At 38.3% G+C, this 15,059-nt stretch carries 14 protein-coding genes; 12 read left to right on the top strand and 2 right to left on the bottom strand.

Translation table 11 applies throughout. From position 1 onward, the window contains the following. Positions 1-52: 52 nt before the first annotated feature. Together FA584_RS08530 and FA584_RS08525 are read right to left on the bottom strand one after the other, a co-directional pair. Positions 53-721 (bottom strand): response regulator transcription factor, encoded by a 669-nt coding sequence (locus tag FA584_RS08530; RefSeq protein WP_167749155.1) that lies wholly within the window; start codon positions 719-721, stop codon positions 53-55. Further along, the gene (locus FA584_RS08525; RefSeq protein WP_167749154.1) at positions 718-2,616 is read right to left on the bottom strand and encodes an FIST N-terminal domain-containing protein; all 1,899 of its coding nucleotides are present in this window, start codon (positions 2,614-2,616) and stop codon (positions 718-720) included. The genes FA584_RS08530 and FA584_RS08525 overlap by 4 nt, the downstream gene beginning before the upstream one ends. 473 nt (positions 2,617-3,089) lie before the next feature. On the opposite strand from FA584_RS08525, the gene FA584_RS08520 reads away from it, so the two are divergent. The 12 genes from FA584_RS08520 to FA584_RS08475 all read left to right on the top strand — a co-directional run bounded on the left by FA584_RS08520 (position 3,090) and on the right by FA584_RS08475 (position 15,031). Continuing rightward, positions 3,090-5,813 (top strand): molybdopterin-dependent aldehyde oxidoreductase, encoded by a 2,724-nt coding sequence (locus FA584_RS08520; protein ID WP_096046897.1) that lies wholly within the window; start codon positions 3,090-3,092, stop codon positions 5,811-5,813. A gap of 94 nt (positions 5,814-5,907) precedes the next feature. Then, positions 5,908-8,271, top strand: coding sequence for a pyridine nucleotide-disulfide oxidoreductase/dicluster-binding protein (locus FA584_RS08515; protein WP_096046896.1), 2,364 nt, complete (start codon positions 5,908-5,910; stop codon positions 8,269-8,271). Position 8,272: 1 nt separating this feature from the next. Further along, positions 8,273-8,479, top strand: a complete 207-nt coding sequence (locus FA584_RS08510; protein WP_096046895.1) for a DVU_1557 family redox protein — start codon at positions 8,273-8,275, stop codon at positions 8,477-8,479. A gap of 28 nt (positions 8,480-8,507) precedes the next feature. Next, positions 8,508-9,212, top strand: a complete 705-nt coding sequence (gene trsM / locus FA584_RS08505; protein WP_167749153.1) for a DVU_1556 family methyltransferase — start codon at positions 8,508-8,510, stop codon at positions 9,210-9,212. Continuing rightward, entirely contained in the window at positions 9,205-9,441 is a 237-nt protein-coding gene (locus FA584_RS14900) for a C-GCAxxG-C-C family (seleno)protein (RefSeq protein ID WP_369806277.1), read from the top strand. The genes trsM and FA584_RS14900 overlap by 8 nt, the downstream gene beginning before the upstream one ends. Beyond that, positions 9,380-9,652: a C-GCAxxG-C-C family protein gene (locus FA584_RS14605; protein WP_245394668.1), complete on the top strand. Its 273-nt coding sequence runs from the start codon at positions 9,380-9,382 to the stop codon at positions 9,650-9,652. Before FA584_RS14900 ends, FA584_RS14605 begins: the two co-directional genes overlap by 62 nt. Positions 9,653-9,657: 5 nt before the next feature. After that, entirely contained in the window at positions 9,658-9,789 is a 132-nt protein-coding gene (locus FA584_RS14995; protein ID WP_501993675.1) for a hypothetical protein, read from the top strand. 22 nt (positions 9,790-9,811) lie between these two features. Then, positions 9,812-11,002 carry a radical SAM (seleno)protein TrsS gene (gene trsS / locus FA584_RS08495; RefSeq protein ID WP_228448560.1) on the top strand — a complete coding sequence of 397 codons (1,191 nt, stop codon included), beginning with the start codon at positions 9,812-9,814 and terminating at the stop codon, positions 11,000-11,002. Continuing rightward, a complete protein-coding gene (locus tag FA584_RS08490; RefSeq protein WP_167749152.1) occupies positions 10,999-12,297 on the top strand; it encodes a DVU_1553 family AMP-dependent CoA ligase in 1,299 nt (432 codons plus the stop codon). The genes trsS and FA584_RS08490 overlap by 4 nt, the downstream gene beginning before the upstream one ends. Positions 12,298-12,300: 3 nt before the next feature. Beyond that, on the top strand, positions 12,301-13,335 hold the full coding sequence (locus FA584_RS08485; RefSeq protein ID WP_167749151.1) for an XdhC family aldehyde oxidoreductase maturation factor: 1,035 nt from the start codon (positions 12,301-12,303) through the stop codon (positions 13,333-13,335). A 3-nt stretch (positions 13,336-13,338) separates the two neighbouring features. Then, entirely contained in the window at positions 13,339-14,445 is a 1,107-nt protein-coding gene (locus FA584_RS08480) for a DVU_1551 family NTP transferase (RefSeq protein WP_167749150.1), read from the top strand. Next, entirely contained in the window at positions 14,438-15,031 is a 594-nt protein-coding gene (locus tag FA584_RS08475; RefSeq protein WP_167749149.1) for a histidine phosphatase family protein, read from the top strand. Before FA584_RS08480 ends, FA584_RS08475 begins: the two co-directional genes overlap by 8 nt. Positions 15,032-15,059: the final 28 nt, after the last annotated feature.

Genomic DNA, 15,059 nt, shown 5'->3' with positions numbered 1-15,059 from the left:
TAACTTTTATAATCGATAAAATCTTTACATGTAAAACCCTTTGGTGTATGCTTTACGCCGAAGGAACTTTGATCATGTAGCCGATGCCTCTAATATTGACGATAAAATCTTCTTTCAAATTATTTTTTAAACGGTTGATTTCTGTTCGTATAGTGGCATCATCGACATCCATATCAAAATCATTCCATACGTTTTCTCTAAACATATCAAAGCCACAGACAAATCCTCGATTGCGGGTGAGAAATTCGATGATTTGAAGTTGTCGTTTGGATAAAACCTGTGGTTCTTCGTGAAAATAAAGTGTCATCGTGTCACAATCAAAACTGTAAGAAGGAGAGAGCCTTTTGTGATGCATATCTTTTTTAGCGGTTTTGGAAATTCTGTCAATTCTTAGATTGAGTTCTTTTAAATGAAAGGGTTTTTTCAAATAATCGTAACACCCAAGTTCAAATGCTCGTGATATATCTTCGATGTCAATGAGCGTTGAGATAAAAATAACAGGCATTATTTTTTTTTGTGCATGCAGTGTTTCTAAGATTGTTAATCCATCAACATTGGGTACGTTGATATCAAAAACAAGCAAGTCAAATTTTTCATTTTCTAAAATTTGAAGACAGATATTGCCATCTCTTACGGAAGTGATGACATGACCAATGGCTGTAAGGTACTTTGTGATAGATTCATTTAAGAGAATATCATCTTCTAAGAGTAAAATTTTCATGTGTTTAGCACTTTAAATTGGTATGAAAAGGATGTTATATTTTCGCTTGAATGCAGTGTTATTTTCACATTTTCTTCCTTACAGATTCTTCTAACGAGATTGAGCCCCAATCCAAAGCCTTCTTGGGATTGTTCTTCCCGGTAGTATTCTTCAAAAATTTTCTCGGGTTCTTGAATTTTGCGCGAGTGCGATGCAATGAAAAAATGACAATTATCATGCTCTTGATGCAATGAAACAATAATCTGTTCATTTTCAAAGGTATACTTAATAGCATTGGTGAGGTTGTTATCGATGATACGCTGTAATTTTGTCTCATTAAAAAAGATATATATCTCACTTAAATTGGATTCAAAGAGAAACATTGATTTTGCTTTGTCGGCAACTTGCGCAAAAAAATCAATGCGACTGCGGACATAATCGACTAAATCAATCCTTTGTTTCATATAGTGAATATGGTCTTTTTTAACCAAATAACTCAAATCATCATACATTGAAAAAATACTTTTAGCGGCAACTTCGATATTTTCCAAATAAACACTTTTCCCAAATTCCATCTCATGCAGTTCAATATTGCCCATGATCACACTAAGTGGAGAGTTCATCTCGTGGACGGTATAACGCAGAAATTGTCTATGAGACGCCAAAAGATTTTCAGAATAATTCATCTGCTCCTCTAAGCGTTTGGACTGCTCTTCGTAATCACGCGCACTTTGTTCAATTAAATGGGTCAATGATTCAATCGTTTTAAACGTTCTAAAATAAGAAGTATCTTTCTTATTCATATCTGTGTTTGTATGTGGGGCAGAAAGAGGGCTTTTTTCTGATTCACTTAAAGCAACAACGGTCAGTGTTTGGTTAAGAAGTTTATTGTGACCATCATGATGATAAAATTCTGAGTAGGTGTAAAATCCTGAAGTTGTTGCCGTTCGTGCAAACGACCCAATCCCTAATTTGATGAGAAATGGCATAAATCTTCGTCGTGCCATACAGGAGAAGATAAAAAAGGTTTCTGTGTTGATCGATTGTAAATTTTCTAAGGATTCTATAGGGTCTTTCATTAAAGATTCAGCATCGCCAAAACCAATCCTGACTTGATCTCCTTCATTGAGATTTCCACTGTAACTCAGGCTTCCATCTTCATGCTTCGCTATGACAGCTCTTACCATCGTAACGCTATTTTTTTCAAGAATAAGGGGAAATTCTGTTTGTGAAAAATTACCACCGAGGTATTTGTCATAAAAATCAGTCGCTTTCATATCATCGATCATGTAAACTCTGTTATTTTGAACCTTGGTAAGCGTATGTGTTAGTCCTATGGGTTTCCAATCAAATTTATAGTTTGTTGCGACTTGAAGAATATCGGAATTTAGAGAGACTCCCACTACGCCTTCACTGATGAGCGTATGTTGAGATGAAATATAGGTTTGTTCAAATTTCCCATTATCTCCTGCCATACCTCCACAAACAGGAACCGTTGAATCGAAGGTCTCTACACCTTTTAAAAACTCTTCGGCATTCATATGGGTACCATCAGAAAAAAGAATCAGTAATTTTGTATTGGGTGTTATCAAATCCGATGCTAATTTCATACCGCATTGAAATGAATCATCATCTTGTGCATAGGCTGTCTTGATAAAGGTATGCTCAAAAATACTAATAGAGATAATGGTTCGGAATGTTGTGATAGACTCGCCGTATATTTCTCCATCCGTGGTCGTTCCTATACAAATGGCGTTTGGAAGATGGCTGAGGATAACATCACTGGTATACTTTAATACTTCTTTACCGTGACCACAAAATAGTTGCACTAAAACATTCTTTTCATTGACAAAGAGTGAAAAATCTATAATACTTGGCAGAGAGCCTATTTCATAACAAAAATTATAGGTTTTCATAAAACGTCTTCCTTCCCCATTTTGACCTTAAATAAAGATACCCAATAGTAGCTTTTAAAAAGTTGCTTTAAGATATGAAGTTGCAAAAACAAGGCTTTACATGTAAGAATATTACTTATTTACTCATAAATTTCTCTTTGTAATTAGGCATATTTGCAATCAAACCTGTTGCTATATTCATGCTAGATTACTAGTATATAATCTTCAGTGTAAGTAAAGACAACAAAAAATACGTAGGTTATGGGAGGCCAAAAAAATATTCTATAAAACATGACTAATACAGTGTATGTACGTGCTTCATAGTGAATTTAAATTGGTGAGTTTTTTGATGGTTCATCGTGGATAATATGCAAAATATACATATTATAGGCCTTTAAAATGAGATTTTCAAAAAGCTTATAGATATCAATATGCTTTTTTCGCATATTGTTGCATTTAGAAATAAAGTAACACTAATTTATAAGGGGTAAAACATGTTAAAGAAAATGTTAATTATCAACGGCGTTAAAACGACCTTGGTCGCGGATGTAGAAGATAAATTATCCGATGTGCTTAGAAAACAACTAGGTCTTACGGGTACAAAAGTAGGCTGTAACAGTGGTGAATGTGGTACATGTACCGTTATTCTTAATGGAAAGCTTGTTAGATCATGTATTACGAAGATGAAAAAGATTGAAGATAATGATGAAATTATTACCATTGAAGGTGTCGGTACGAAAGACAAGCTTCACCCTCTTCAAATTGCTTGGATGGTCTATGGTGCGGCACAATGTGGTTATTGTACACCAGGTTTCATCGTCTCTGCTAAAGTTCTCCTAGAGCAAAATAACAACCCAACACGTGAAGAAGTCAGAGACTGGTTCCAAAAAAACAAAAACCTCTGCCGTTGTACAGGATACAAACCTCTCGTTGATGCGGTTATGGATGCAGCAAAAATCATAAGAGGCGAATTGGCAATCAAAGATTTCTGGAAAAAAATACCAGAAGGTGCGTCATTGGTTGGCTCAACGTATATTCGTCCTTCAGCTATGGCAAAAGTTACTGGAACATGGGACTTTGGAGCAGATCTAGGCTTAAAACTTCCAGTGAATACACTTCATGCAAAAATTGTGCAAGCTGAAGTTTCTCATGCAAATATTATCTCAATTGATACCGAAGAAGCTAAAAAAGTCCCTGGTGTTGTTGCTGTTTTAACGTATAAAGATGTTAAAGGAACGAACAGAATTAATGGTTTGGCTTTCCCTACGAATAAAGGTGATGGCTTAGATAGACCAATTTTAAATGATACAAAAATATTCCAATACGGTGATGCAATCGCTATTGTCCTCGCTGAAAATGAAAAAGCGGCTCACGAAGGCGTTGATAAAGTTAAAGTAGAACTTGAAGTATTGCCAGCGTATATGAATGCTCCTGATGCTATGGCAAGTGATGCTATTGAGATTCATCCAGGCACTCCAAATGTTTACTTTACGAACCATATTAGTAAAGGGGCTGAAACTGCGCCTATTATGAAAGAAGCTGCTTATGTTGTTGAAGACAGTTTCTATACACAACGCCAACCTCACTTACCGCTTGAGCCAGATGTTGGTTTTGCATATGTGGATGATGATGGTAAACTTATTATTCATTCAAAAAGTATCGCACTTCACTTCCATGCACTCATGATTGCTGAGGGTGTGGGTATGAAAGCAGAAGATGTCTATATCGTCCAAAACAATACAGGGGCTACTTTTGGTTATAAATTTAGTCCAACGATGGAAGGATTATTAGGCGTCGCAACAATGGCAACAGGAAGACCTGTTTACCTTGAGTTCAATATGAAACAACAAATTACCTACACTGGTAAGCGTTCTCCATTCTGGACAACCATGAAATTGGCTGCCAACAAAGAAGGCAAACTCTTAGCGTTGGAATCTGATTGGAGCGTTGATCATGGTCCTTACTCAGAATTTGGTGACTTGTTAACACAACGTGGTTTCCAATTTGGTTGTGCAGGATATATGATCCCTAATATTCGTGGTAATGGACGCACTGTTTGTACCAACCATGGTTGGGGTTCAGCATTCCGTGGGTATGGCTCTCCTGAGATTATGTTCCCATCCGAAGTGCTCATTGATGAATTGGCTGAAAAAATTGGTATGGATCCGTTTGAACTCCGCTATAAAAATATTTATAGACCAGGGGATACTACGCCAACCAGTTGTGAGCCTGATGTCTATTGTTTAGAAGAACTGTTTGATAAAAGTCGTCCTATTTACGAATTAGCGAAAAAGACAGCGGCTGCCAAGAATGCAAATGCAGCACCTGGTAAAAAATACGGCGTAGGTGTTTCTACTAACATCTATGGTTGTGGCTTAGATGGTCCAGACTCTTCTGAAGCATGGGCTGAGATTACTGCAAAAGGTGTTACTGTAGGTAATTCATGGGAAGATCATGGTCAAGGTGCCGATGTTGCTACCTTAACTTTTGCGCATGAAACATTAAAACCTTTGAATCTTAAACCAACCCAAATTGATTTAGTCTTGAACGATATGACTAAAACACCAAACAGTGGACCAGCTGGCGGAAGTCGTTCGAATGTTATGACGGGTAATGCTACGGTTGTTGCATGTAGAAACTTACTTGAAGCCTTGAAAAAAGCAGATGGTACATACAGAACCTATGAAGAGATGATCGCGGAAGGTCGTGAGGTTAAATATATGGGTAAATGGACAGCACCATGTACAGATACACCTCCAACAGATGGTCAAGGAAATCCATTTGCCGCATATATGTATGGTGTTTGTATCGCAGAAGTTGAGGTCGATACCAAAACGGGTAAAACCAATGTTGAGAAAATGACATTGGCATCTGATGTTGGTACGATCATCAATAAATTGGTTGTCGATGGACAAATGTATGGTGGTTTGGTTCAAGGTATTGGTTTAGCTCTTACCGAAGACTTCGATGATCTTAAAAAACATACAACCTTAACAGGATGTGGTATTCCAAAAATCAAAGATGTCCCAGATAATCTTGATCTCATCTATACCGAATATCAAAGACCAAACGGCTTACTAGGTTCTGCAGGTGCAGGTGAAATGCCTCTTGCAGCTCCACATGCGGCAATTATTAATGCTATTTACAATGCGTGTGGTGCAAGAATTACGCACTTACCAGCTCGTCCAGAAAAAGTGTTGGAAGCTTTAGCTAATTAGTTTTTTTAGAAAAAGCTTATTAGAAGATGTGTGAGATACTCTTTGTATCTCACACATTCATTTGCCTTTAACGCGATACTATGAGGATATAAGAATGGATTTAGATAAATTATTGGAAATTAGCAATCAATGTATTCATTCAGAACCCCCCGTATGCGTTGCATCGTGTCCGGTTCATATGGATGTGATTGCATTTGTGTCTGAAATTGAAAAAGGTAATTTTGCTGGAGCTTACACAATCATGGATGCTAAAATCCCTTTTAGTCGATTGATTGGAAAAATATGTGACCATCCTTGTGAAACAACGTGTGTCAGAAAAGACGTTGGAGGAAGCATACGCATCAGTGAACTTGAAAAAACTGTCATTGATTTAGGGTATATAAAGCCTAAAAAAACGTTTCTCTTACCCAAGACAAAAGGAAATGTTGCCATCATTGGTGGAGGGTTGAGTGGGTGTATTGCCGCGATTGAGCTGGATAAAAAAGGGTACAAAGTCAGCATTTATGAAAAATCCAACCGATTAGGTGGATGCCTTTGGGATTATGAAGGTAAAGGTTTAGAAACCGCCATCATAGAAGAAGAACTTTTAGTGATAAAACAAAAAGGTATCACTGTTTACTATGATACAGAAGTATTAGAAGAAAATCTCCAAAGTTATATTGAAAAGTACGATGCAGTTTACTTGGGAACAGGGTGTTGGAACAAAGCATACGCGATCCATCCTGATACGTTTCAAGTAGGCGAACAGTCCTTGTTTATAGGCGGGGAAATTCAAACTCATATCCGTTCTGTTATTGGTTTTGTAAGTTCTGGTAAACGTGCAGCTATCTCAATAGATCGATATATTTCAAAAACCTCTATGACCGCCTCTCGTGAGCGTGAAGGAATTTTTGAAACAAAATTAAAGTATAAGATTGATACCGTAAAACCTAGCGCTACGGTGGTTAAAATATCCTCTCTTTATTCTGAAGATGAAGCTAAAAAAGAAGCAAGCAGATGTCTAAAATGCCAATGTGATGCCTGTATTAAGGCGTGTGCTCATATGCAACGTTTTAACATTACCCCCGATAGATACATTCGAAGTATCAACCATAACGAACGGATTGTTTTAGGAAACAGAACTGCCAATACGATGATTAATTCCTGTACAGAGTGTGGTTTATGCAAAGAGGTATGTCCTATAGGGATTGGTATGGCAGATATTATCCATGCCACGAGACTGAGCATGGTCGAACGGGGGAAAATGCCACTTTCGGCGCATGATTTTGCTCTTAAAGATATGCAATTTAGTCAAAGTGATTCATTCTCAATGGTTCGAAAACAGCCCAGTAAAGAACAATCCAAAGATCTCTTTTACTATCCTGTCATTGCCTTTTCCGGCTATGCGAGAGGCTTGTACAAAGGCTCTGGAAAAACGGGTTATCTCTTTTATCCAGGATGTCAACTGAGCGCAACGCATACAGATTATATCGGTGAGATTTATAAACATGTCGTCGGTATTATCAAAGCCAAAGATGCGGATAACGATGTTGGTCTCTATTTGGGATGTTGTGGAGCACCCGCTGATTGGGCAGGAAGGCTTGATCTTATGCCCGAAAGTGTGGAAAAAATACACAAGGTTTGGACAGAAATGGGTGAGCCTACGTTTATCTTAGCCTGTTCGAGTTGTGCTTCTACCTTTGAAAAATACTTACCGATGATTAAGACGATCTCTTTATGGGAAGTGTTAGATAAATATGGTTTGCCTACGACGGATATTAAAAAAGGTAGGCGTGTTTTGAGCATTCATGATGCGTGTGCTAGTAGACATAATACAGCAGTCCATGATAGTATACGAAGCATCGTGAAAACGTTAGGCTATACCATTGAAGAGCTTGAATATTCTAAAGAGAAAGCCAAATGTTGTGGTTATGGTGGATTGGTATCAAATGCGAATCCTGAGCAAGCCGATGATTTTGTGACGGATCGTGTGAGCGAGAGTGAACAAGATATTTTGGTGTATTGCGCGATGTGTAAAGACGCCATTGTCAAGGGAAATAAAAGAGCATATCACATTTTAGATCTTATTTATGGCATTGAAAAAGACGAAGATACTCCTCAAAAAATGCCAACACTCTCAGCGCGACAAAACAATCGAAAACGACTCAAACATCAACTGCTTAAAGAGATATGGAATGAAGAGGAGAGTGCCATGAACACAACGTATGATTTTACGCTTCATATTTCAGATGAAATCACCGCAATGATGGAAAAGCGATTTATCTTGCTAAGTGATATTGAAAAAGTGATCGATAATTCTCTTACGCATAAAGAGCGGTTTTTTAACCCTGAAACATCAGATTTTCTCGCACGTTTCCGTGTTCAAAATGTGACGTATTGGGTGAAGTATGAAGAAAATGGCAGTGACATCACGATTAAAGATGTTTACAGTCATAGAATGGAAGTGGTGGAGTCCTAAGATGGAAAATAAAATCGATACACAAATACCATGGATGTGCGATAAATGCCAGAAAGCATTGATTTCACAAAAGGTCAAAGTGCGCTATCTTGAGGGAAATTTTGAAGTGGAACTTTTAAAGTGTCCTACCTGCAATATGGTTTTTATTAGCGAAGATTTGGCATTAGGTAAGATACTTGAAGTTGAAAAAAGCTTAGAGGACAAGTAACGTGATAAATGTCTATGAAAGCAGCTCTATGCAAGAAGCTACAGGAGAAACCTTACGTCCTGGAGGGTTTAAACTGACCGATAAAGCCGTCAGCTTTTGCGCTTTGAATAAGCAGATGAGAGTGCTTGATTTAGGCTGTGGTATGGGAGCAACGGCTTCGTATCTTTACCAAAATCATGGGATTAAAGTCATTGGCATTGATCCTTCTGAAAAGTTACTTACCATCGCAAAAGCAAAAAATCCTTTTGCAACCTTTGTATTAGGATCGGGTGATGCTCTCCCTTTTGAGCAGGAGAGTTTTGAGTGTGTTTTGGCAGAATGTACTTTGTCCCTGATGCATGATTTACATGTAACCTTACGCGAGGTGTATAGAATTTTAAGCAATGAGGGTTGGTTTGTCATCAACGATGTTTATGCCAAAAATTCTGAAACGCTAAGGGAAATGGACAATTTTTCTATTACTTCGTGTATGCGTGGAATGCACGATCTGCCTTCATTAAAAGAGGCGTTGGAAACAATAGGATTTGAAATTATGCTTTTAGAAGATTGTTCACAACTGCTTAAAGAGCTTATGGTCAAGATCATCTTCTCTCACGGATCTATGGGCTCTTTTTGGAGTAAAACCATTGAAGGCGAAGTTGCTCAAACGTGTTGCCATTTTGAACAAAATATTAAACAATGTAAGCCAGGTTATTTTATCTTAATCGCAAAAAAAGGAAAAAACAATGGATGAATTATCACTACGTTTGTTTAAATTCTCATCAGCGGGATTTTGCTGTGCTCAGATTATGTATAAACTCGCTCTTGAAGATGAAGGGACACAGAACGATGATCTAATTCGAGCTGCTCAAGGATTATGCCGAGGCATCGCCGATACGCAACAAACATGTGGCGTTTTGAGTGGCGGAATTTGGTGTTTTAGGTCTTTATGCTGCCAAAGCCAAAGAAGAAGAGAGTGCTAAAGAAGATTTTACACAGATGGTTACTGAATTTCATGAGTGGTTTAATGTGGAATTTGGTGCTACAAAATGTGTTAATCTGATAGGTGTTACTGATTTTCATGGAATTGATCAGAGTTATAAGCTGACCTGTGCCGAGATGATCAAAAAGGCATATGTCAAAGTCTATGAAATTTTATTAGAACACGGTTATGAATATGGGAATAGAAGGTAGATAAGATGACAATGACCTCTTCAATGCACATTGAAAGTTTATGCCCAATCTGTTTACGTAAGCTTGATGCTTACATGTACGATGAGGGTACTACCACTTATATACATAAAAGTATGCTCAGAACATGGAGCGTTTAAAACCGTTGTATGGCGAGGCAATATGCACTTGCGCGAGTGGATTCGCACTAAGGAGAGGGCTTACATCAAAAGTCCGATCACACAGGTAGATCAAGGGTGTCCTTATGATTGTGGATTGTGTAGTTCACACAGACAACATACGTGTACGGCACTTATTGAAGTGACAACGCGTTGTAATCTTAGTTGTCGTTTTTGTTTTGCGGATGCCCTTGATTCCAAGAGTAAAGATCCATCGTTAAAACAGTTACGTTCTCAGTATGAGACTATTTTAAAGGCTTCAGGAAAATGCAATATTCAACTTTCCGGTGGTGAACCAACGGTAAGAGATGATTTAGCAGATATTGTTCGTCTAGGCGTTGAACTAGGTTTCCCTTTCATTCAAGTCAATACCAATGGCATTCGTATGGCAAATGATGAAGCCTATGTAAAAGCTTTAAAAGAAGCAGGACTCAATTCTATTTTCTTGCAATTTGATGGAATTGATGATGCAATTTATGAAAAACTGCGTGGAAAGGCTCTGTTTGATGTTAAATGCCAAGCGATTGAGAATTGCCGAAAATTCGGCATTGGTGTTGTGCTGGTTCCTACCATCGTACCTAACATTAATGTGGATAGCATTGGTGAAATTATACGTTTTGGCATAAGCAGGTCTCCTGCCGTTAGAGGTGTGCATTTTCAGCCCGTAAGCTATTTTGGACGTATCCCTGAAACACCTAAAGATGCAGATAGAATCACCTTACCTGAAGTCATGGAACATATTTGCGAACAAACCGATCAGATGGTCAGTATGCAGAGTATGCAACCCCCAGGATGCGAAAATGCGCTCTGTTCTTTTAATGGCAATTATCTGATAGAAGAGGGTGTTTTAAAACCTGTGACGAAGAGGTCATGTTGTTCAGGTGAAAACGAAAAAGCAGAAGTGGGCGCGACCAAAGCCAAAGCTTTTGTGGCACGAAATTGGTCGTATCAAAAACAATACGCTCAAGAAGAGAAACTCTCTGATTGGGACAAAATTCTCAGTGCCATTGCCAACAACGCTTTTAGCATTTCAGGAATGGCATTTCAAGATGCGTGGAATGTGAATTTAGAGCGTATTAGAGATTGTTGTATTCATGTATCGACCACAGATGGTAGGCTTATCCCTTTTTGTATGTATAACATCACCAATAGAGATGGAGAGTCTCTTTATCGAGGCGCAAAGAGGATACGATGACGGTCACACCCTTAGAGCAATGGATATTGGAGCGTACACACATCGCACACAAAAGCCAAGAAGCCTTGCGTGCGTATCAGCTTGGTGAATTGATCAAAACATTGGCTTATGCAAAAGAGAAAAGCCGATTTTATCAAGTACTGTTGAAAGATATTGACCTAAACGCTCTCTCATCATTCAAAGATTTTGAGCGCATTGCATTTACAACTCCTGATGATATTAAACGCAATGCGTATGATTTGGCTTGTGTCCCGAGTAATGAGGTTGAACGTATTGTGACTTTAAATACTTCGGGTACGACAGGAGATGAAAAGCGCATCTTTTTTACGCAGAAAGATTTGGAGTTGACCATTGATTTTTTTCAGCATGGGATGCGCTGTTTAGTTGATGAAAGCGACACAGTGTTGGTACTGCTTCCAGGTCCTGCTTATGGAAGTATTGGGGATTTACTCAAAAAAGCATTGGCGCTTTCAAAAATTGAGTGTATCGTTCAAGGTGTATTGAGTGATGTTGAAAAAACGGCTTTGTGTATTGAAGAAAATAACATTACCTGTATTGTGGGTATACCGATGCAGGTGTTATACTTTAAAAAAGCCAAACCTGAAGTATTTGCAAACCATATAAAAAAAGTTCTTTTAAGTACAGATTATGTGCCCGATGTCCTCATCGAGGCGCTTAGCGATAACGGGCAGTGTCAAGTTTTTAACCATTATGGTATGACTGAGATGGGATATGGTGGAGGAGTTGAGTGCGAATGCCTTAAGGGTTATCATTTAAGAGAAAACAATCTCTATTTTGAAATCATAGACCCCATTACGGGTCAGCCTTCTGAAGATGGCATGTATGGTGAAGTTGTTTTTACAACCCTTCATCGTCAAGCAATGCCTCTTATTCGTTACAAAACAGGCGACATGGCACGCTTTTCTACGAAGCCATGCGGTTGTGGGACATTTTTGCGAACCATGGAGAAAGTGCTTGGTCGCATTGAAAATAAAATAGAGATTAATGGGCATGCTATTCATTTAAGAGAGTTCGATGAAATTCTTTTACACTTTCCTCGTATTTTAGATTATAAGCTTACGGTATGTGAGAAAAACTGTTTACATGTAAAGCTTATTCTTGCAAATAAAGAGCGTTGTGTAGCGTTAAAAGAAGAGGTAATTCGTCGTATTCGAGACTCTTTCCCGTTTGAATTTAATTTTAGACTTCATGTAGAAGAAGACGATCACTCACCCAAAATGACCAACAGCATGATCAAAAGAAAGATAGACAACAACATAAGAAACAAAGGATGATGGATGAAAACCATAATTGAACATATTGTGGATAGTTTAAATGAAGAACACGAAGTTGTAACCGCAACGATATTGCAAAAAAGTGGTTCAGCTCCCAGAGAAGCGGGGGCTAAGATGCTGATTCGTAAAAATGCATCGATTGAAGGAACGATCGGTGGAGGCACACTAGAAGCCATGGCAATACAATTAGCACCAAATGTCTTTAAAACAAAGCAGTGTTCTGTTGAAGATATTGAATTAACCGATGATGATGCACGTGCTGCTGGTATGGTATGTGGTGGCGAAGTCAGCGTTCTTTTGGAGTACATAGACGCACTCGATATTTCACAACTCAATATCTATCATAAAGCAAAAGAGCTCAAAGTCTCTGATACGGATTTTGTGATGATTACAAAGATTTCACAGTCCAAAAGACACCTTTCCGGTAAGAATAAATGGATATGTACTGAAACAGACCTGTATGGTGAGGAAGATAAAGAGGTACAGAGCATTGTAAAAGAGCTTCGAGAAAATTTTAACCATATCAAGTTTCATCTCTATGTTGGAAACAATAGGTATATGATTGAGCCTTTTTATACGACAGATAAGCTTTATATCGTTGGAGCAGGGCATATTTCGCAACAAATTGCAGCCCTTACCAAAACACTTGGTTTTTACACGGCTATTTTAGATGACAGGGAAGCGTTTGCCAACAAAGAGCGTTTTCCTACTGCGGATGAAGTGCATGTTGTTCCTTCAACCTATGAGGGGTTACTTCAAGATGTACATATTGCTAAAAACAGTTATATTGTTATTGTTACCAGAGGTGTTGATAAAGTGGTACTCGAACAAGCGCTTCAAGCAAAGGCAAAATATATCGGTATGATTGGAAGCAAAACGAAAAAAAACTATGTTTACTCTCAACTTCTACAAGAGGGTTTCGCGCAAAAAGATTTGGATGATGTCTGTTGTCCTGTTGGTGTTTCTATCAATGCTCAAACACCTGAGGAGATCGCCATTAGCATCGTTGCAGAACTTATAAAAGTTAGAAGAAGCTAATTTATGGGAAAGAGCAACATCGCTGTTCTTATTATTGCCGCCGGGTATTCTTCTAGAATGCACGATTTTAAACCCCTTTTGCCTTTTGGGCAAATAACGGCTGTGGAGAGATTGATTCAGACCTATCAAACTCATGGGATAGAGCATATATATGTTGTCACGGGGCATAGGCAGGATGATATTATTGAGGCACTTCAAGGGTATAAGGTTCACATCGTTTATAATGAGAATTATGCAAAAGGTATGTTTAGCTCTATTCAAAAAGGACTGAGTGCCATAGATGAAACAGTGGATGCGTTTTATATGCAGCCAGTGGATATCCCACTCATTAAAGTGAAAACCCTTGATAGTTTATACGAGGCATATACCCATGAACATAAGGGCGTTCTTTATCCTACTTTTCTTGGGAAAAAAGGTCATCCTCCGCTCATTGATATGAAATATAAAGAGCAGATTTTAGCAAGCGATGGTGCAGGTGGGCTTAAAAAAGTATTGGAAGCGTTTAAATCCGATGCTTTACATGTAAACGTGTCTGACCAATCGGTTTTAATGGATATGGATACACTGGATGATTATATTAATCTTGTTGTCTATGAAGTGATGAATACTCCCACTAAAGAGGAGTGTTTGGCAATCATGTTACAAAATGAGGTACCTGAGCCTATCATTAAGCATTGTGAAGCGGTAGAGAGCATGGTCAGCAAAGTGTATGAGAGCATCGCTTCTTTTGGACTCAATATTAATAAACAAACTCTAAGTGCTGCAGCATTGTTGCATGATATTGCGCGTCAAGAGAAAAATCATGCTCTTGTTGGTGCACAAAAGCTGCGTGCGATGGGGTATGAAGCCATCGGTAATATCATTGAAACGCACATGGATATGGATGTTAATGCCCATACTCCTTTAAATGCCAATGAGTTACTTTTCTTAGCCGATAAATTAGTGAGTGAAGATGAGGTGTGTGGTTTTGAAAAACGCTTTGAAAAGGCGCTTAAAAAATGTGAAGGTAATGATGACGCGCTACGCAACATCACAAGACGCTTAGATGCCACAAAAGCGATTATTTCAAAAATAAAAAATCTAACGGGCAAAGTTTTTAACGATGGTTGAAAAGGTCTATTTGCTTCGACATGGGCACATTGATAATGGGAGTGAAAAAAGGTATCTTGGTCGAACGGATGTTCCCCTTGATACGCAAGGAAAAGAGCAAGCTCACAGCTTGCATGATTATTTTAAAATGATTCCTATTGATATGATTTTTACGAGTCCACTCAAGCGCTGTGTGCAAACGGCACGTGTTCTTTGTGTTGATAAACCTATAACGTATCACATGGTAGAGGCATTTGCTGAGATTGATATGGGCGATTGGGAAAATGTGGAAATGTCATATATCGCGTCACACAATCCAGAACTGTATGCGCAAAGAGGAAAGGATTTAGAATACTTTACGCCACCCAATGGTGAGAGTTTTCATGATATGGCAAAACGTGTCAGAGATGCTTTTGATGCCATTACACACCATGCAACGGGTACTATTCTCATCATTGCCCATGCCGGTGTCAATCGTATGATTCTGTCATCTATTTTAAGTATAGAAATTAAGGATATGTTTACAATAGAGCAACCGTATGCCTGTGTGAATGAATTGACATGGGATCAACAAAGGACGCAGTGGAATTATCAAAGAGTTTTATAAAAAGAGCTTTACATGTAAAGCTCTTTTT

This window comes from Sulfurospirillum diekertiae (assembly GCF_011769985.2).
Taxonomy (GTDB): Bacteria; Campylobacterota; Campylobacteria; order Campylobacterales; family Sulfurospirillaceae; genus Sulfurospirillum; species Sulfurospirillum diekertiae.
Note: the sequence above shows the minus strand (reverse complement) of the source record. Positions and strands in the feature narration are given on the sequence as shown.